This window comes from Kitasatospora sp. NE20-6, from assembly GCF_045862635.1.
The window spans coordinates 110,517-129,178 of the sequence record NZ_BPRL01000019.1 but is presented as its reverse complement, the minus strand read 5'-3'; the positions used below and the strand labels follow the sequence as shown (position 1 = coordinate 129,178).

General features: G+C 73.2%; 17 protein-coding genes. 11 read left to right on the top strand and 6 right to left on the bottom strand.

The genetic code is table 11. The features are described from left to right. Window positions 1–151: 151 nt before the first annotated feature. The 3 genes from SNE206_RS16990 to SNE206_RS16980 all read left to right on the top strand — a co-directional run bounded on the left by SNE206_RS16990 (window position 152) and on the right by SNE206_RS16980 (window position 1,580). Window positions 152–343, top strand: coding sequence for a hypothetical protein (locus SNE206_RS16990; protein WP_030272071.1), 192 nt, complete (start codon window positions 152–154; stop codon window positions 341–343). Window positions 344–442: 99 nt separating this feature from the next. After that, the gene (locus SNE206_RS16985; protein ID WP_407914209.1) at window positions 443–1,195 is read left to right on the top strand and encodes a phosphatase PAP2 family protein; all 753 of its coding nucleotides are present in this window, start codon (window positions 443–445) and stop codon (window positions 1,193–1,195) included. A 118-nt stretch (window positions 1,196–1,313) separates the two neighbouring features. Continuing rightward, window positions 1,314–1,580 carry a DUF6343 family protein gene (locus SNE206_RS16980; RefSeq protein WP_407914208.1) on the top strand — a complete coding sequence of 89 codons (267 nt, stop codon included), beginning with the start codon at window positions 1,314–1,316 and terminating at the stop codon, window positions 1,578–1,580. 79 nt (window positions 1,581–1,659) lie between these two features. On the opposite strand, the gene SNE206_RS16975 is transcribed toward SNE206_RS16980, so the two are convergent. Continuing rightward, complete coding sequence (locus SNE206_RS16975) at window positions 1,660–3,183, bottom strand: aldehyde dehydrogenase (NADP(+)) (protein ID WP_407914207.1); 1,524 nt, start codon at window positions 3,181–3,183, stop codon at window positions 1,660–1,662. 160 nt (window positions 3,184–3,343) lie between these two features. Here SNE206_RS16975 and SNE206_RS16970 point away from each other — a divergent pair, with 160 nt between their 5' ends. The 3 genes from SNE206_RS16970 (at window position 3,344) to SNE206_RS16960 (ending at window position 6,346) form a co-directional block, all read left to right on the top strand. Then, window positions 3,344–4,126, top strand: coding sequence for an IclR family transcriptional regulator (locus SNE206_RS16970; protein WP_407914256.1), 783 nt, complete (start codon window positions 3,344–3,346; stop codon window positions 4,124–4,126). Between the two features lie 237 nt (window positions 4,127–4,363). Beyond that, window positions 4,364–5,500, top strand: a complete 1,137-nt coding sequence (locus SNE206_RS16965; RefSeq protein ID WP_407914206.1) for a pectinesterase family protein — start codon at window positions 4,364–4,366, stop codon at window positions 5,498–5,500. Window positions 5,501–5,512: 12 nt separating this feature from the next. Continuing rightward, window positions 5,513–6,346 carry a rhamnogalacturonan acetylesterase gene (locus tag SNE206_RS16960; protein ID WP_407914205.1) on the top strand — a complete coding sequence of 278 codons (834 nt, stop codon included), beginning with the start codon at window positions 5,513–5,515 and terminating at the stop codon, window positions 6,344–6,346. Window positions 6,347–6,603: 257 nt separating this feature from the next. Here the strand turns inward: SNE206_RS16960 and SNE206_RS16955 are convergent, their stop codons facing one another. Both SNE206_RS16955 and SNE206_RS16950 read right to left on the bottom strand, forming a co-directional pair. Further along, window positions 6,604–7,734 (bottom strand): hypothetical protein, encoded by a 1,131-nt coding sequence (locus tag SNE206_RS16955; RefSeq protein ID WP_407914204.1) that lies wholly within the window; start codon window positions 7,732–7,734, stop codon window positions 6,604–6,606. Between the two features lie 61 nt (window positions 7,735–7,795). Then, window positions 7,796–8,725, bottom strand: a complete 930-nt coding sequence (locus SNE206_RS16950; protein WP_407914203.1) for a 5-dehydro-4-deoxyglucarate dehydratase — start codon at window positions 8,723–8,725, stop codon at window positions 7,796–7,798. A 318-nt stretch (window positions 8,726–9,043) separates the two neighbouring features. Between SNE206_RS16950 and SNE206_RS16945 the strand changes: the two genes are divergently transcribed. From SNE206_RS16945 to SNE206_RS16925, 5 genes are read left to right on the top strand one after another with little or no spacing between them, the layout of a single operon-like run. Continuing rightward, window positions 9,044–9,952, top strand: coding sequence for a carbohydrate ABC transporter permease (locus tag SNE206_RS16945; protein ID WP_407914202.1), 909 nt, complete (start codon window positions 9,044–9,046; stop codon window positions 9,950–9,952). A gap of 11 nt (window positions 9,953–9,963) precedes the next feature. Further along, window positions 9,964–10,866 carry a carbohydrate ABC transporter permease gene (locus SNE206_RS16940; protein WP_407914201.1) on the top strand — a complete coding sequence of 301 codons (903 nt, stop codon included), beginning with the start codon at window positions 9,964–9,966 and terminating at the stop codon, window positions 10,864–10,866. A gap of 54 nt (window positions 10,867–10,920) precedes the next feature. Next, window positions 10,921–12,225 (top strand): ABC transporter substrate-binding protein, encoded by a 1,305-nt coding sequence (locus SNE206_RS16935; protein ID WP_407914200.1) that lies wholly within the window; start codon window positions 10,921–10,923, stop codon window positions 12,223–12,225. Window positions 12,226–12,227: 2 nt separating this feature from the next. After that, window positions 12,228–13,388: an enolase C-terminal domain-like protein gene (locus SNE206_RS16930; RefSeq protein WP_407914199.1), complete on the top strand. Its 1,161-nt coding sequence runs from the start codon at window positions 12,228–12,230 to the stop codon at window positions 13,386–13,388. Then, window positions 13,385–14,197, top strand: a complete 813-nt coding sequence (locus SNE206_RS16925) for an NAD-dependent epimerase/dehydratase family protein (RefSeq protein WP_407914198.1) — start codon at window positions 13,385–13,387, stop codon at window positions 14,195–14,197. The genes SNE206_RS16930 and SNE206_RS16925 overlap by 4 nt, the downstream gene beginning before the upstream one ends. A 46-nt stretch (window positions 14,198–14,243) precedes the next feature. On the opposite strand, the gene SNE206_RS16920 is transcribed toward SNE206_RS16925, so the two are convergent. The 3 genes from SNE206_RS16920 to hpnH form a co-directional block, all read right to left on the bottom strand. Next, window positions 14,244–15,644 carry an aspartate aminotransferase family protein gene (locus SNE206_RS16920; protein ID WP_407914197.1) on the bottom strand — a complete coding sequence of 467 codons (1,401 nt, stop codon included), beginning with the start codon at window positions 15,642–15,644 and terminating at the stop codon, window positions 14,244–14,246. Beyond that, on the bottom strand, window positions 15,634–17,544 hold the full coding sequence (dxs, locus tag SNE206_RS16915; protein ID WP_407914196.1) for a 1-deoxy-D-xylulose-5-phosphate synthase: 1,911 nt from the start codon (window positions 17,542–17,544) through the stop codon (window positions 15,634–15,636). The genes SNE206_RS16920 and dxs overlap by 11 nt, the downstream gene beginning before the upstream one ends. 92 nt (window positions 17,545–17,636) lie before the next feature. Beyond that, window positions 17,637–18,662: an adenosyl-hopene transferase HpnH gene (gene hpnH, locus SNE206_RS16910; protein WP_407914195.1), complete on the bottom strand. Its 1,026-nt coding sequence runs from the start codon at window positions 18,660–18,662 to the stop codon at window positions 17,637–17,639.

The window sequence follows — 18,662 nt, the reverse complement described above, 5'->3', positions numbered from 1 at the left end:
TCCGGCATCCGCCCGGGAGTCGCAGTGCGATCAGCCCCTCCGAGGGTCCACACTCGGTAGCAGACGTCCGCCGCCCCGGCGGGGCGGCGGAGACGGAACCGGTCGGGTCCGTTCACGGCCAGGGCCGGTACTCGCACACCCGGAGGTCCACATGTCCGAGTCCACCGACAGCCGATCGATGCCCACCCCGGACCATCTTCTGCACACCGGGGCCGAACACCCCGTCGACCCCGAGGACCTCGTGATGGCCTCCGGCCGCACGCCCACCCCGGAGCTGATCGAGAAGGCCCGGCAGGACCTCCAGAAGTACGGGCGGGTCGCCGTGGAGCGCCTGCTCCCCTGAGCACGGCCGTGCCGCCCGAGGGGCCCCGCGACAGCGCGGGGCCCCTCGGCGTTCCCCCGCCCGGCCGGAGCGGCGGGAGCCTGCGGGTAGGGTCGTGGGGTGCGTGCCTCCACCCGACCCTCCCCCGCCCTGCGGGCCGAGCCCGTCCCCCCTGCCCCTCCGCGGCGCCCGGCGGACCGGTTCCGCCCGCTGTTCCTCGGCGTGACCGCGCTGGTCTACGCCGTGGTGATCGTCGGGGTGCTGGCCGACACCGCGCTGGTGCGGCTCGACTGGTCGCTCGAACTGCTGAAGCCGTACAAGCGCTGGCCGGAGGTGCGGCCGCTGCTCGACGTGTGGATCGTCGCGGGGCAGCGCGGGCCGTCGGCGGTCGTGGCCTGCCTGTGGCTGGGCTGGCGCTCGTACCGGACGCGCACCGTGCGGCCGCTGGTGGTGATGGGTGCCGCGCTGCTGCTGCTCAACATCACGGTCGGCGGCGTCAAGATCCTCACCGGGCGGCTGGGCCCGCACTACGCGCACTACATCGACTCCCCGGAGCTCTTCGCGGGCGGCACGATCTTCCCGTCCGGGCACACCGCGAACGCCGTGGTGACCTGGGGCGTGCTGGCGTACCTCGCGGTGCGGTGGCGGCGCACCGGGGCGGCGCTGGCCGCGCTGACCGCGGCCTCGATCGGCCTGACCACCGTCTACCTGGGCACCCACTGGATCTCCGACGTGGTCGCCGGGTGGGCCGCCGGCCTGCTGGTGCTGCTCGCCCTGCCCTGGACGGAGCCGCTGGTGGACGCCGTGGACCGGTGGGTCACCGCGCTCTACCACGGGCCCGCACGGTCGCGCGGCAGGGTCTCCGCGCCGTAGCCGCCGTACGTCCCGCAGGTGCCGGCGGCGCCACCCGGGCCGGTCGGCGTCCCGGGCCGGCCCTAGGCTGGAGAGCGGGAACGCGAGGCGGGGGCCGGAGGTGAGTGGTGTGCGGACGGTGAGGACACCCCGGTACTGGCGCAGCGGCACCGAGCCGGCCACCGCACGCAGCGACCTGAAGCTGAGGTTCCTGCTGTCGGTGCTGTTCCTGCCGGTGTTCGCGCTGATGACGGCGGGCTTCGCGGTCTGGGCCGCCCGGAGCGGCGGCACGGACGTGCCGAGCAGCGGCACGCTGGTGGTCTTCGCGGTGTGCTGCGGCGTGCTGACGCTGCTGGCCGCGGCCGATCTGTGGGTGGTGGTCCGCCGCCGCCGGACGGAGCTCTGAGCGGGGCCGCCGGCGGAGCGGTGCGCGGGGGCTCCGCCGGCGGAGCGGTGCGCGGGGGCTCCGCCGGCGGCCCGGCCGGTCAGCCCTCGCGCCGCCCGTCGACCTGGCGCGGCACGCCGAGCGGGTTGGCGTCGTGGAGTTCGGGCGGCAGCAGCGCCTCGGGGGCGTTCTGGTAGCTGACCGGGCGCAGCCAGCGTTCGACGGCGGTGGCGCCGACCGAGGTCGAGGTGGAGGTGGTCGCCGGGTAGGGGCCGCCGTGCTGCATGGCGGGGGCGACGGTGACGCCGGTGGGCCAGCCGTCGACGACGAGCCGGCCGGCCAGCGGCACGAGGCGCTGGAGGAGGGCGGCGGTCTCCGGGCCGCGTTCGTCGGCGGCGAGCTGGACGGTGGCGGTGAGGTTGCCGTCGAGCCGGGCGAGGACGTCCTCCAGCTCGGCGGCGTCGCGGTAGCGGACGAGGACGGTGACGGGTCCGAAGCACTCCTCCAGCAGCAGGTCGGTGAGCCGGTCGGCGGGGACGGCGAGGATGCCGGGCCGGACGGCGAGCGGCGCCTGCTCGGTGGGCTCCGCACCGGCGGCGAGCAGCACCTCGACGCCGGGCCGGGCGGCGCGCTCGCGGACGCCGTCGAGGAAGGCGGTGCGCATGCGGGGGTCGAGCAGGGCGGCGGCGGGGGCCTGGGCGGCCGTGTCGACGAGGGCCTTCTCGACGGCGCCGTCGCCCGCCGGGACGAGGACCAGTCCGGGCTTCACGCAGAACTGGCCGTTGCCGAGGGTGAAGGACGCGGCGAGGCCGGTGCCGATCTCCTCGGCGCGGGTGGCGGCGGCGCGTTCGGTGACCACGACGGGGTTGAGGCTGCCGAGCTCGCCGTGGAACGGGATCGGACGGGGCCGGGCCGCGGCGATGTCGTACAGTGCGCGGCCGCCGCGGACGGAGCCGGTGAAACCGGCGGCGGCGGTGAGCGGGTGCCGGACGAGGGCGGGGCCGGCGTCGAAGCCGTGCACGACGGCGAGGACGTCGGCGGGCAGGCCGACGGAGACGGCGGCCTCGCGGACCAGCCGGGCGGTGAGCTCGCTGGTGGCGGGGTGGTCGGGGTGGGCCTTGACGACGACGGGGCAGCCCGCGGCGAGCGCGCTGGCGGTGTCGCCGCCGGGCACGGAGAAGGCCAGCGGGAAGTTGCTGGCCGCGAAGACGGCGACGACGCCGAGCGGGAGCTTCATCCGGCGCAGGTCGGGGCGGCCGAGGGCGGGGTCGGCGTGGTCGATGATGACGCCGAGGTGGGCGCCGTCGGCGGTCTGGTCGGCGAAGGCGCGGAGCTGGTAGGTGGTGCGGGCGAGTTCGCCGGTGAGCCGGGCGGGGCCGAGGGCGGTCTCGGCGTCGGCGGTGGCGGTGATCTCGTCGGCGGCGGCGTCGAGCCGGTCGGCGGCGGCGCGCAGGAGGGCGATCCGGCGGGCGCGGTCGGCGAGGGCGGGGGCTGCCGCGGCGGCGGCCCGTACGGCGGCGTCGACCTCGGCGGGGCCGGCCTCGGTGGCGACCCGACCGAGGCCCTCACCGGTCCGGGGGTCGACGGAGAGGACGGGCGAGGGCTGGACGTCGTCGGTGTGCACGCGGGCCTCCTCAGTACGGTGCGGGGTCCGGTAGCGTCCGCTCCGCGGGGGTGCGACGCGGGTTCTGTCCCCACATCACGCATCTGTTCAGTATGCTGAACGTCATACGACTATTTGAACTCGCGGGACGATACGCCGCGTGACGGAAGGGGTCAAGGCCATGCCCTCGCCGAACGACGCCGCCAACGGCGGCGGTGCCCAGGTCAAGTCCGCGGTCCGCACCGTGGAGTTGCTGGAGTACTTCGCCGGGAACACCGGCATGCACAGCCTCGCGGAGGTGCAGGAGCAGACCGGCTATCCCAAATCCAGCCTGTACATGCTGCTGCGCACCCTCGTCGAGCTGGGCTGGGTGGAGACCGACGCCACCGGCACCCGCTACGGCATCGGCGTGCGCGCCCTGCTCGTGGGCAGCTCCTACATCGACGGCGACGAGGCGGTCGCCGCGGCCCGGCCCACGCTGGACCGCATCGCCGACGACACCGGCGAGACCATCCACCTCGCCCGGCTGGACGGCACCAGCGTGGTGTACCTGGCGACCCGCCAGTCGCAGCACAGCCTGCGGCCCTTCACCCGGATCGGCCGGAGGCTGCCGGCGTACTGCACCTCGCACGGCAAGGCCCTGCTGGCCACGCACACCGACGAGCAGATCCGCCGGCTGCTGCCGGAGAAGCTGGAGCCGCTGACCGAGCACTCGCACACCGACCGCGAGCAGCTGATCGAGGAGCTGCACCGGATCCGCGAGCTGGGCTACGCGGTCGACCGCGAGGAGAACACGCTGGGCGTCCGGTGCTTCGGCGTGGCGATCCCGTACCGCCACCCCGCCCGCGACGCGATCAGCGTCTCGGTGCCGGTGGCCCGGCTGACGCCCGGGCGGGAGCAGATGATCCGCGACGCCCTGATGGACGCACGGGACCGCCTCACGCTGGCCACCCGGCACATCTGAGCCCCGCCCGGCCCCGGCCGTCACCCCGCCGGGCCGCCTGCGCGCCCCGCACCTCCCGGTGCGGGGCGCGTTCGCGTGCGCCCGCAGGGGGCATTGACAGCACACGGGCAGCCTCCTAGTGTCCCGGCCATGGATGCGACCACCGTTCATGTATTTGAACGCTTACGGGGTGCGTCGCCCTCTCCGGGCCCCGACACGCCCCCACAGCGCCGGGGCCCCCGGCCACCGGAGCCCGCCATGCCCACCCGCCGCACCGTCCTGCTCGCCTCCGCCGGATCCCTGATCGGCGCCGGCGCCACCACGTCCCCCGCCGCCGCCTCCCCCGCCGCCGCCCGGCCGGCCCGCACCCCCTGGGGCTGCTACGGCTCGCCCGCCGACCGCCTCGACTCCCGCACCCTCTACGTGGACCCGGCCGGCACCGGCGACTTCGCCACCGTGCAGGCCGCGGTCTCCGCGACCCCCACCGGCACCACCGCAGCGACCGGGTGGACGCTCGTGCTCGCCCCCGGCACCTACCGCGAGACGGTCACGGTGCCGTCCTCCCGCCCCTTCCTCACCCTGCTCGGCGGCAGCCGCCGCGCCCGGGACACGGTCGTCGTGTACGACAACGCGGCCGGCACGGCCAAGCCCGGCGGCGGCACGTACGGCACCACCGGCAGCGCCAGCGTCACCCTGCAGGCCGAGGGGTTCACCGCCCGCGACGTCACCTTCGCCAACGACTGGCTGCGCGCCGACCACCCCGGGGTCACCGGCACGCAGGCGGTCGCGGTCAAGGTCACCGGCGACCGCTCGGCCTTCCACCACTGCCGTTTCCTCGGCCACCAGGACACGCTGTACGCGGACACCCCCTCGCTCGCCACCACCGCCCGGCAGTACTTCGAGCACTGCTACGTCGAGGGCGACGTCGACTTCGTCTTCGGCCGCGCGACCGCGGTGTTCGAGCACTGCGTGCTGCGCACCCTGGACCGCCCCGACGCCGCCTTCACCCCGCAGGGGTTCGTCTTCGCGCCCAGCACCGCCCGGGCCACCGCGCACGGCTTCCTCGCCGTCCGCTGCACCGTCGGGAGCACCGCACCCGACGGCGCGTACTGCCTCGCCCGCCCGTGGGTGCCGAGCAGCGACCCGACCGCCTGGCCGATGCTGACCGTCCGCCAGTCGTACCTCGGCGCGGGGATCGACGCCGTCGCGCCGTACGCCGACATGGCCGCCGCCCACCCGTGGCAGCAGCAGCGCTTCGCCGAGTACGCCGACGAGGGCCCCGGTGCCGTGATCACCGTGCCCGCCAACCGCCCCCAGCTGACCCGCACCCAGGCCGCCCTGCACACCCGGGAGAGCTACCTCCTCGGTGCGGACGTCTGGCAGCCCTGGCGCTAGGAGAGACCGACCATGACCGACCTGACCCGCCGCACCCTCGCCCGGGCCGCCGCGGCCGCCCCGCTGCTGGCCGCCGCCGCGGTCGCCGCCGGGGCCGGTCCGGCCGCCGCCGCACCGCGGCGCCGCACCACCGTGTTCGTCGCCGGCGACTCCACCGCCTCCGTCTACCCGGAGGACGTGGCGCCGCGGGCCGGCTGGGGGCAGGCGCTGCCGGTGTTCGCCACGCCGCGCCTGGCCGTCGACGACCGGGCGCTCTCCGGGGCGAGTTCGAAGTCCTTCGCCGACCTGGGCCTGCTCGACGGAATCCTCGCCGACCTGCGGCCCGGCGACAGGCTCCTGATCTCCTTCGGCCACAACGACGAGAAGACCTCCGACCCGGCCCGCGGCACCGACCCGGCCACCACGTACCCGCAGTACCTGCGGCGCTACCTGGACGGCGCCCGGCGGCGCGGCGCCCTCCCGGTGCTGGTGACCTCCGTGGAGCGGCGCCGCTTCGACGCGGACGGCAACGCCCTCGCCTCGCACGGCGCCTACCCGCAGGCCGTGCGCGACCTGGCCGCGGCGGAGGGGGTGCCGCTGGTCGACCTCCAGGCGCTCAGCCTGGCGCTCTGGCAGCGGCTCGGCCCGGAGGCCACGAAGGAGTACTTCCTGTGGGAGCCCGCCGGCTCCGCCCACTACCCGGACGGGGTGGCGGACAACACGCACTTCCAGGCGCACGGCGCGATCGAGGTGGCGCGGCTGGTCGCGGGCGAGCTGCACCGGCGGCACCTGGTGCCGCCGGGCTCGCTGTGCGGGCTGCACGCCCCGGTGGCGGACGACCGGCTGGTGTGGCCGGCGGCGATCTGAGCCCCGGCGGCCTGTGCCGCCGCACCGGCCGCCGCCCGGCCCTCGCCGCCCGGCGAGGGCCGGGTCGACCGCCCGCGACGCGCGGCGCCGGTCGGTCCACGACTTCCCCGGGGACCACGCCGGGCTCGTGGAGCTGACCGAGCAGCGGTTCACCTCGGCCGGGCATCCGCAGGGGTTCGGCCCGGAGGCGTCGGAACGCGTCCGGGCCGCCGTCGTGGCCTCGCTCCGCCCGGCCCGGTGAGCGCCGCCGCGCAGGCTCAGGCCAGCAGCGCCCGGATCGCCGCGAGGTCGGCGTCGGAGGCCAGCCCCGCGTGGTAGAGCCGCAGTTCGTCGGCCCCCGGCACGAGCGCCGGGGTGCCGCCGCCCATCCCGGCGACGACCGGCAGGTTGGCCGCCAGCACGCTGCCCGGCCGCCGGTGCGGCGCGGCGAGCGGCAGGGTGCGGGCGGGTTCGGGCAGCACGAGCCCGTCCGCGAGCGCGAGCAGCCGGGCGGCGTCCACACCCGGGTTGGCGCCGCTGCGGTGCACCAGCGGGTCGCCGTGCAGCAGGATGCGGAAGCCGGGCGGTGCGGCGGCCCGGACGGCGCCGACCGCCGCCTGCTGGAACGCGAGTGCGGCGGCCGTGCGGTGGGCCAGCGCGGCGGCGGCGGGCCCGGCGCCGAGCAGCGCCTCGATGCGGCCCCACTCGTCCGCGGCCTCCGGTTCGGCCTCGCCGCGCCAGAGCGGTTCGAGGGCCGTCCGCACGGCCTTCCGCAGTCCGGCGGCGTGCTCGCCGTAGCCGCGGGTGCAGGCGTCGCAGAAGCAGAGCGACATGAGGAACTGGCCGGCCTGGCCGAGCGGCACCCCGGCGATCTTGTCGTGGGCGTGCAGGTGCGCCAGCCCGTACCAGCCGCAGGACTCCAGTTCGGTGCCGGCCGCGCCGGGGCGCACCGCCGCCTCGGCCGCCAGGTCGGCGGCGTACTCGACGACCTCGGGCCGGGCGATGCAGGGCGCCCAGGGGTAGTGCTCGCCGTAGGCGTTCTGCACGGTGACGCCCGGATGCTCCTCACCCAGACGGGAGTTGTGCGCGAGGATCACCCAGGTGTGCACCTCGATCCCGGCGCCGCGCAGGGCGTCGGCGGCGTCGCCGAACGGGTCGGCGGCGTCCAGCCAGCCCTGTGCGTACGGGCGCAGCGCGCGGCCGCGCCAGCGCTGCGGGGAGGCGGGGTAGTAGACGGCGGCGTGGCGGGCCGTGACGATCCGCCGCTCGGGGTGACGGGGAGTCAGGGCCCGGGTGGAGTGGTAGGCGGAGGCGAGGGTGACCCGGTCGAGGCCGAGCCCGGCGAGGCGCGCGGCGGCGTGCGGGTCGCCGAGCACGTCCCAGGGGTAGAGGAAGGCGGAGGTGCGCACGGCGGCTCCGGGGTGAGGGGCGCCCGGTCCTCCGGACCGGGCGCCGGGGTCGGCGGGCGGGTCAGATCAGGGTGCGGCCGTGCTTGACGAGGGCGGCGAGCTGCTCGACGTGCTCGGGGGCGGGCTCGGTGAGCGGCGGGCGGACGGGTCCGACGTCCAGGCCGTCGAGGCGCACGCCGGCCTTGACCAGGGAGACGGCGTAGCCGGAGCCCTGGGCGCGGAGTTCGACGAGCGGGCGGAAGAAGCCGTCGAGCAGGCGGTTGACCGTGTCGTCGTCGCCGCTGTTGAGCGCGCGGTGGAAGGCGAGCGCGATGTCGGGGGCGAAGCAGAAGACGGCGGAGGAGTAGAGGGTGACGCCGATGCCGCGGTAGGCGAGGCCGGTGAGCTCCGCGGTCGGCAGGCCGTTGAAGTAGCGGAACGGCAGGCCGGGGCGGGCGGTGCGGACGGCGCTGACGATGCGCTGCATGCGGTCGAGGTCGCCGATGCCGTCCTTGAGGCCGACGATGTTGTCGATCGCGGCGAGCTGCACGACGGTCTCGGGGTCGATCACGGCGTTGTCGCGCGCGTAGACGATGATCTCCAGCCGGGTGGCGGCGGCGATGGCGCCGTAGTGGCGCAGCAGCCCTTCCTGGGAGGGCTTGACCAGGTACGGGGGCAGGGCCAGCACGCCGTCGGCGCCGGCGCGTTCGGCGCGGCGCAGGAAGTCGAGGGCGAGGGCGGTGCCGTGGCCGACTCCGGCCACGACGGGGACGGCCCCGGCGGTTTCCTCGACCGCGGCGGCGATGACAGCCTCGTACTCGTCGAGGCCGAGCGCGTGGTACTCGCCGGTGCCGCAGGCGGCGAAGACGGCGGCGGCGCCGTCGTCGAGGCGGGCGCGGACATGGGTGCGGAAGGCGTCGAGGTCGACGGTGCCGTCCGGCGCGTAGGGGGTGACGGGGAAGAAGAGGAGGCCGTCGAGGCGGTCGACGAGCGGGGTGCGGTCAGCAGGCATGGGGGTCGCTCTCCAGAGAGGGGCGGCAGAGGGGGCGGGGTGCGCGGGCGGTACGGCACCTCTCGACAGCGTTATACATCATCATGACCTGAGTCCACATCCATGAACGCTGAGATCGATGCAAGCGGCCTCTACTCTGCCATCGCACGGTCCCGCAGGAGGGGTTGACGCCAAGAGATGGCAAACCTAGGGTGTCCACACCTGTGAACGACGTCCACGAGCATGGAGCTCATGTTCCACCGCCGAGGCCTGGCGCCCGTTCCACCCCACCCATCTGCCCCTGACTTTGCCCCCGGCAGAGAGGAGGCGAGCTCAAGCGTGGCTCTCGCCGGCACTCCCCCCCACCGCGGCGCCCGACTGCGCCGGGCCCTCACTCCGTACACGCTCATCGCCCCGACGGTCCTGCTGCTGGCGGTCTTCCTGGTCGTCCCCGTCGGCAGCGTCGTCTACTACGCCCTGCAGCACCACGTCGTCAACGAGCCCTACGACGACGCCTTCGTCGGCCTGGACAACTTCCGCCGGATGTTCGCCGACACGCAGTTCTGGCAGAGCCTGGCCTTCTCCGCCAAGTGGGTGTTCGCCGAGGTCGTCCTGCAGCTGCTGCTCGGCCTGGGCCTCGCCCTCATCGTCAACGAGACGTTCATCGGCCGGGCCGTGGCCCGCGCGATGGTCTTCTCCCCCTGGGCGGTCTCCGGCGTGCTGACCACGAGCATCTGGATGCTGCTCTACAACCCGGCCACCGGTGTCTTCCACTACCTCGGGGAGGCCGGCATCGGCGACAGCGCCACGTCCGTCCTCGGCAACCCGGGCACCGTCTTCTCGGCCGCCGTGGTCGCCGAACTCTGGCGCGGCGTCCCCTTCTTCGCCATCCTCATCCTCGCCGACCTGCAGTCCGTGCCGAAGGAGCTCTACGAGGCGGCGTCCATGGACGGCGCCGGCCGGATCCGCAGCTTCTTCCACGTCACCCTGCCGCACCTGCGGGACGCCATCGTGCTGGCCACCCTGCTGCGCTCGGTGTGGGAGTTCAACAACGTCGACCTGCTCTACACCCTCACCAACGGCGGCCCGGCCGGCGCGACCACCAGCCTCCCGCTGTACGTCGCCCAACTCGCCCGCAAGTCATACGACTTCGGATACGGCTCGGCCCTCACCACGGCGGCCTTCGTGATCCTGCTCTTCTGCTCGGTCCTCTACCTGCGGCTCAGCAAATTCGGCGGCGGGAAGTGACGGCGTCCGCGATGACCACCCCCGACCTGGAGCCCGCCCCCGTGACCACCGCAGCCCTGCCGGCCGGCGCCCGCACCGCCGCCGCACCCGTCCGACGCCCCGGCGACCTCGGCGGCCGGATCGCCCGGATCTTCCTGCCGCTCGGCCTCTACCTGCTCTTCACCGTCGTGCCGTTCTACTGGATGCTGCTCTTCGCGCTCCGCCCGGCCGGCTCCACCTCGCTCCTGCCCTGGCCCGTGACCACCGCGCACTTCGAGACGGTGTGGAACGGCATGGGCTTCAGCACGTACTTCCGCAACAGCGTGTGGATCGCCCTGCTCACCCTGGTGTTCGTCACGTTCTTCGCGCTGATGGGCGGGTACGCGCTGGCCCGGTTCGAGTTCCGCGGCCGCAAGGTGTTCATGCTCGCGCTGCTGTGCACGCAGTTCGTGCCGGGCGCGATGATGCTGATCCCGCTGTTCAACATCTTCCAGACCTTCGACCTGATCAACTCCCGCTGGAGCCTGATCATCGCCGAGACCACCTTCCAGCTGCCGCTCGCCATGATCCTCATGAGCGGCTTCGTGAAGAACGTCCCGGTCGAGCTGGAGGAGTCGGCGATGGTCGACGGCTGCGGCCGGATCCGCGCCTTCCTCGCCGTCGTGCTGCCGCTCCTGCGGCCGGGCATCGTCGCCGTCGGCTCGTTCGCCTTCATCGGCAGCTGGAACAACTTCCTGTTCGCGCTGATGTTCCTCAACGACCCCGAGCTGCAGACCGTCCCGGTCGGCCTGCAGACCACCATCGGCGAGAACACCGTCGACTTCGGCGCGCTCGCCGCGGGCGGCGTGGTCGCGGCCGTCCCGGTGGTGCTGGTCTTCGCCGTCGTCCAGAAGTACCTCGTCCAGGGCATGAGCGCCGGCGCCGTCAAGGGCTGAACCCGCCGCCAGGACCACTCCCCGAACACCCCCGTCTCCCGACAGGAATCCGCCATGAGCCGCACCCTGCGCACCACCGCCGCCGCCCTCGCCGCCCTCGGCCTGCTGACCGCGTGTTCCTCGTCCGGCTCCTCCTCGGAGGCCGCCGGCGGCAAGGTCACCATCACCTACTGGGACAACAACGCCGGCCCGGCCAGAACGCCGCTGATGCAGCACCTCATCGACCAGTTCGAGAAGGCCCACCCGACCATCACCGTCAAGTACGTGGGCGTCACCAGCTCGGAGATCTCCGAGAAGTACAACACCGCGGTCGCCTCGAACTCCACGCCGGACATCGGCGGCGTCACCACCGCCCTGCTCGCCTCCCTCACCGCGCAGAAGGCCCTCGCCCCGCTCGACGACCTGTACGCGAAGAGCACCCTCAACGGCAAGCTGTCGGAGAACTTCCTGACGATCTCCAGGAGCGCCGCGGGCGGCAAGGGCCTGTTCCAGCTGCCGTCCTCCGGCAACCAGGACGTCATCTGGTACCGCGCCGACAAGTTCAAGGCCGCCGGCATCGCGGCCCCGAAGACCTGGGACGAGCTGTTCGCCGCCGCCGGCAAGCTCACCGACCGGTCGAAGAACCAGTACGGCTTCACCATCCGCGGCGGCGCCGGCTCCGGCTTCCAGGTGCTCTCCGAGGCGTACGCCTACTCCGGCGTCGACGCGATGTTCGACGCGAGCGGCAGGTCCACCGTCGACGACCCGAAGAACGTCGCCCTGATCGAGAAGATCGCCGCGCAGTACAAGGCCACCACCCCGGAGGCCGACGTCTCCAACGCCTACCCGCAGATGCTCGCGCAGTTCCAGGCCAACCAGGTGATGATGGTCCACCACAACCTCGGCTCCACCAAGGACGTGAAGACCGCGCTCGGCGACAAGGTCGCCGGCATGCTGCTGCCCGCGGGCCCGGCCGGCACCTCGATCCTCGCCAACCCGGTCGACGGCTTCGGCCTCTTCAAGAACAGCAAGCACCAGGCGGAGGCCTGGACGTTCATGGAGTTCCTCGACTCCCACGAATCCAACAGCTACTGGAACGAGAACGTCGGCCAGATCCCCGCCAACACCGAGGCGTACGCCGACGAGTGGTACACCAAGTCGGGCATCACCAAGCAGGCCGGCGACGCGCTCAACTCCACCAGCATCAAGATCGTCCAGCCGCCCGTCTACCTGCCGCAGTACTCGAAGATCACCAAGACCGACGCCGAGCCCAACTTCCAGAAGGTGCTGCTCGGCAAGATGTCCGCGGCCGACTTCGCGAAGTCGATCGCCGACGCGTTCACCAAGGCCCAGGAGACCTACAAGGCGAAGAACGGCTGACCATGACCGCGACCATCGAACGCATCGAGCTGTCGGTCTTCACGACCACCGCCCGCACCACCGTCGACGCGCACGGCCACCGCCACCCCGCCCCCGCCCACGAGGTCCGCGAGGCCCTCCTCACCGTCACCGACACCGACGGGGCCTGCGGCCGGGTCCTGGCGCAGCCCGACCACCTGCGGCCCGCCGTCCTCGACAAGCACGTCCGCCCCGCCCTGCTCGGGCAGGACCCGCTGGAGCGCGAACGCCTCTGGACGTCCCTCGCCCGCAAGCAGCGCGGTGCGCACGGAGGCCTCACCGACCGGGCGATCGGCTTCGTCGACCTCGCCCTGTGGGACCTCGCCGGGCACCGCCTCGGCCTGCCCGTCTGGAAGCTGCTCGGCGGCGCCCGCAGCGAGGCACCCGCCTACGCCTCCACCATGTGCGGCGACGAGATCCCCGGCGGCCTCGCCACCCCCGCCGACTACGCGGCCTTCGCCGTGCAGCTCGTCGAACGCGGCTACCGCGCCATCAAGCTGCACACCTGGATGCCGCCGGTCGCCGGCGCCCCGTCCGTCGCCCTCGACATCGCGGCCTGCACCGCCGTCCGCGACGCCGTCGGCCCCGACGTCGAGCTGATGCTCGACGCCAACCACTGGTACTCCCGCACCGAGGCCCTCAAGCTCGGCCGCGCCCTGCAGGAGCTCGGCTACCACTGGTTCGAGGAGCCGATGGAGGAGGCGTCGATCGCCTCGTACCGCTGGCTCGCCGACCAGCTCGACATCGCCGTCATCGGCCCCGAGACCGCCTGGGGCAAGAACTTCACCCGCGCCGAGTGGGTCACCTCCGGCGCGTGCGACATCCTGCGCACCGGCACCACCGACGTCGGCGGCATCACCCCGGCCGTCCGTACCCTGCACCTCGCCGAGGCCTTCAACATGGAGTGCGAGGTGCACGGCAACGGCTCCGGCAACCTCTCCCTCCTCGGCGCCACGACGAACGGCCGCTGGTACGAACGCGGGCTGCTCCATCCGCACACCGACTTCGACGCCGTTCCGCCCCACCTGCACTCGATCGTCGACGCGATGGACGAGCATGGCATCGTCCGGTTCCCCGACCGGCCGGGCCTCGGCGACGACTTCGACCTGGACCACATCAAGCGCCACACGATCACCACGGAATGACGATGCCCCAGACCATCCTGCTCACCGGAGCCGCCGGCGGTGTCGGCAGCATGCTGCGCCACCTCCTGCCCGCCTTCGGGTACGAACTGCGCCCGGCCGACATCGCCCCGCTGCCGGGCGAGGACGACGCGCGCACCTTCGACCTGCGCGACGCCGACGCCGTCCGCGAGGCCGTCCGCGGCGTGGACGCGATCGTCCACCTCGGCGGCATCTCGCTGGAGGACACCTTCGCGAACATCCTCGGCGCCAACATCGAGGGCAGCTACCACCTCTACGAGGCCGCCCGGCTGGAAGGCGTGCGGCGGGTCGTCTTCGCAAGCTCCAACCACGCCGTCGGCTTCACCCCGCTGGAGGGCGCGGGCCCCGGCGGCAAGGGGCTGATCGGTACGGCCATACCGCCCCGGCCCGACACCTACTACGGCCTGTCCAAGGTCTTCGGCGAGAGCCTGGCCCAGCTCTACGCCGACAAGTACGGCGTCACCACGGTGTCGATCCGGATCGGCTCGTGCTTCCCCAAGCCCCGCTCGACCCGGATGCTCTCCACCTGGCTGAGCCCCGCCGACTGCGCACGGCTGGTGCACGCGGCGCTCACCGCGCCGGTCGACGGCCACACCGTCGTCAACGGCATCAGCGCCAACACCCGCGCCTGGTGGGACCTCGCCCCGGCCCGCGCGCTCGGCTACGAGCCGCAGGACGACGCCGAGGAGTACGCCGCCGAGGTGATCGCGGAGCACGGCGAGCTGGCACCGGACGGTGTCGACGCCCGGCTGCTGGGCGGCGGCTTCACCACGGTCGAACCGCCGCGCTGAGCACCGCCGGTGCGGGGGGCCTCCCCCCGCACCGGCGTCACCGGCGTCACCGGTTCGAGACGGCCTGCTTGACCAGGGTGCGGCCGAAGTCCCACATGAGTCCGCTGCCGCGGTGGGCGTCGTCCATCACCTCGGTGAAGGCGTCGACGAACCGGTCGACCTCCTTCTCGGTGATGATCAGCGGCGGGATCAGCTTGATGACCTCCAGGTGGTCGCCGGAGACCTGGGTGAGGATGCGGTGCTTCTGCAGCAGCGGCACCACCACCATCTGGGCGAAGAGCCCCTTGCGCGCGGCCTGCAGCGCCGTCCAGCCGGTGCGCAGCTTCAGCGACCTGGGCCGGCCGAACTCGATGCCGATCATCAGCCCGCGCCCGCGGACGTCGGCCAGCAGCTCGTACCTGTCGGTCAGCGCCGCCAGGCGGGTCCGGAGGAGGTCGCCGATCCGGCGGGCGTTCTCGACGACCTGCTCGTCCTGCACGACCTGGAGGGTGGCGAGGCCGGCGGCCATCGCCTGGGCGTTGGAGCCGAAGCTCGCCGAGTGCACGAGCACCCGGTCCATCGAGGAGTACACCTTCTCGAAGATCCAGCTCTTGCCGAGGGTCGCACCGACCGGCACGTAGCCGCCGGAGAGCGCCTTGGCCGCGCAGACGAGGTCGGGGCGCACCCCCTCCTCGTGCTGGTAGGCGAAGAACGTGCCGGTGCGGCCGATGCCGGTCTGCACCTCGTCGCAGATCAGCAGCGCCTTGTGGGCGTGCAGCAGCTCCTGTGCGGCGAGCAGCCAGCCGGGCGGGGCCTCGTGCACGCCCTTGCCCTGGATCGGCTCGACGATCAGGGCGGCCACGTCGCCCTTCTTCAGCTCCCGCTCCAGTGCGGCGAGGTCGCCGAGCGGAACGGCGGTGTCGGGGAGCAGCGGGTCGAAGCCCTTGCGGAAGCCGTTCTCGCCGTTGACGGAGAGCGCGCCGGTGGTGAGGCCGTGGAAGGCGTGGTCGCAGTAGAGGACGCGGCGCCGGCCGGTGGCGTACCGGGCGAACTTGAGTGCCGTCTCGACCGCTTCGGTGCCGCTGTTGCCGAAGAACACCCGGTCGAGGCCGGGCGCGCGGGCGAGGAGCTGCTCGGCGAGCAGGCCGGGCAGCGGCGGGCAGTCGAAGCGGGTGAGGTCGGGCAGGTCGAGGTCCATGACCTGCCGGAGGGCGTCGCGGACGACGGGATGGTGCCGGCCGAGGGCGAAGATGCCGAAGCCGGCGAGCATGTCGAGGTACTCGTTGCCGTCGGCGTCGTAGAAGTACGGGCCCTGGGCCCGCTCGTAGGTGCGGTCGAAGCCGATGGTGTGCAGCATCCGGGGCAGCTGCGGGTTGAGGTGACGGGCGTGCAGCTCGTACCGCTCCGCGCCGCGGTCGGCGAGCAGGGCGGCGAGGTCGAGTCCCCGGGCGGGGCGGTCAGCCGGCATTGTGCGGGTTCGCTCCTCTGATCGGCAGCAGCTGCTTGGCGAAGACGGCGGTCTGGGCGGCGACGCCGGTGCCGGTGAGTCCGATCTCCTCCAGGATCTCACCGCGGCCGGCGTGGGCGAGGAACTCCTGCGGGATGCCGAGGTCGCGCAGCGGGGTGTCGACGTCGGCGTCGCGCATGGCCTGGGCGATCGCGGAGCCGACGCCGCCGGTGCGGCCGTTGTCCTCGACGGTGACGACGAGCCGGTGGGCGGCGGCCAGGGTGACGAGGGCGGGGTCGACGGGCTTGACCCAGCGCGGGTCGACGACGGTGGCGCTGAACCCCTCGGCGAGGAGCAGGGCGGCGGCGTCGAGGCAGGCGGGGGCCATCGCGCCGACGGCGACGAGCAGGATGTCGGGGGTGGGGCCGGTGCGCTGCAGCACGTCGACGCCGCCGACGCGTTCGAGTGCGGGGACGCCCGGTCCGAGCTCGCCCTTGGGGAAGCGCAGGACGGTGGGGGCGTCGTCGACCTCGACGGCCTCGCGGAGCTGGGTGCGGAGCTGTTCGGCGTCGCGCGGGGCGGCGAGCCGCAGGCCGGGCACGAGCTGGAGGATCGACATGTCCCACATGCCGTTGTGGGAGGCGCCGTCGTTGCCGGTGACGCCGGCCCGGTCGAGGACGAGGGTGACGCCGAGGCGGTGCAGGGCGACGTCCATGAGCACCTGGTCGAAGGCGCGGTTGAGGAAGGTCGCGTAGACGGCGACGACCGGGTGGAGGCCGCCGGTGGCGAGGCCGGCCGCGCTGGCGACGGCGTGCTGCTCGGCGATGCCGACGTCGAAGGTGCGCTCGGGGAAGGCCTGGGCGAACGGTCCGAGGCCGACGGGCTGCAGCATGGCGGCGGTGACGGCGACGACGTCGGGGCGGTCGGTGCCGAGCTCGACCATCTCGGCGCCGAAGGCCGAGGTCCAGGACTGTCCGGCGGCGGGCCGGACGGGCAGGCAGGTGTACGGGTCCATGGCGCCGACGGCGTGGAAGCGGTCGGCCTCGTCCTGCTCGGCGGGCCGGTAGCCGTGGCCCTTGCGGGTGATGCAGTGGACGATGACGGGCCTGCCGAAGTGCCGGGCGCGGCGCAGGGCCTGTTCGACCGCGGCGATGTCGTGCCCGTCGACGGGTCCGACGTACTTGAGGCCGAGGTCCTCGAACATGCCCTGCGGGGCGAAGGCGTCCTTGAAGCCCTTCTTGGCGCCGTGCAGGGCGCCGAAGATGGGCTGTCCGACGATCGGGGTGCGCTGCAGGGCCTCCTTGCCCCAGGCGAGGAAGCGCTCGTAGCCGCGGGTGGTGCGCAGGGTGGCGAGGTGGTGGGCGAGGCCGCCGATGGTCGGCGAGTAGGAGCGCTCGTTGTCGTTGACGACGATGACGAGGGGGCGGTCGTCGGCCTCGGCGATGTTGTTGAGCGCCTCCCAGGCCATGCCGCCGGTGAGGGCGCCGTCGCCGACGACGGCGACGGTGTGCCGGCCGGTCGCGCCGAGCAGCTGGTTGGCCTTGGCGATGCCGTCGGCGTAGCCGAGCGCGGTGGAGGCGTGGGAGTTCTCGATGAGGTCGTGGTCGGACTCCGCGCGGGAGGGGTAGCCGGAGAGCCCGCCCTTGGCGCGCAGCCGGCTGAAGTCCTGGCGTCCGGTGAGCAGCTTGTGCACGTACGCCTGGTGGCCGGTGTCCCAGAGGATGCGGTCGCGCGGGGAGTCGAAGACGCGGTGCACCGCGATGGTGAGTTCGACGACGCCGAGGTTGGGACCGAGGTGTCCGCCCGTCCGGGTGACGGCGTCGATCAGGAAGTCCCGGATCTCGTCGGCGAGCAGCGGGAGGTCGCCGGCCGGCAGCCGTCTGAGGTCGGTGGGCCCGGTGATCGTGGACAGGAGTGACATGGCTTCACCTCGCGGCTCGGTGGAGAGCGATGACCGTCAGTGTCCAGCGTGCGCCCGGCGTGCGCGGGTGCGCACGCCGGGCGGGCGGTCCGCTACTGCCCGCGGCCCGCGCCGAGGGTCTCGCGGGCGGCGCGCAGCGACTCCTTGAGCGAGCCCATGGTGGCGAGGACGGCGGTCGGCTCGTAGCCGCAGTGCGCCATGCAGTTGTCGCAGCGGGCGTCCTTGCCGCGGCCGTACTTGTCCCACTCGGTCTTCTCGATGAGCTCCCGGTAGGTCGGCACGTAGCCGTCGGCCATGAGGTAGCAGGGCCGCTGCCAGCCGAAGAGGGAGTAGTTGGGGATGCCCCAGGCGGTGCACTCGAAGTCGACCTTGCCCTCCAGGAAGTCCAGGAAGAGCGGGCTGTGGTTGAGCCGCCAGCGCAGGCGGTTGCCGCCGGCGAACGACTTGCGGAAGAGCTCGCGGGTCTGCTCGACGCCGAGGAAGTGCTCCTGGTCGGGGGCCTTCTCGTAGGCGTACGCCGGGGAGATCATCATCTCGTCGACCTGCAGCTCGTCGTTGAGGTAGTCGAGCACCTCGATGACGGTCTGCGGGGTGTCGGTGTTGAAGAACGTCGAGTTCGTCGTGACCCGGAAGCCGCGCCGCTTGGCCTCCTTGATGGCCTCGACGGCCTCGTCGAAGGTGCCCTCCTTGGCCACCGACGCGTCGTGCCGCTCGCGCAGCCCGTCGATGTGCACGGTGAAGGTGAAGTACGGCGAGGGCGTGAACTTGTCGAGCTTCTTGCGCATCAGCAGGGCGTTGGTGCACAGGAAGACGTACTTGCGGCGGGCGACGAGCTGGCGGACGATCTCGTCGATCTGCGGGTGCATCAACGGCTCGCCGCCGGCGATCGACACCATGGGGGCACCCGATTCCAGCACCGCGCCGACCGCCTGGGCGACCGGCATTCTCTGCTTGAGCACCCCGGCCGGATGCTGGATCTTGCCGCACCCCTCGCAGGCCAGGTTGCACGCGAACAGCGGCTCCAGCTCGACGATCAGCGGGAACTTCTCACGGCGCTTGAGCTTCTGCTGCAACAGGTACGTGCTGACGCGAAGGGACTGGCGCAGCGGCATGGCCAT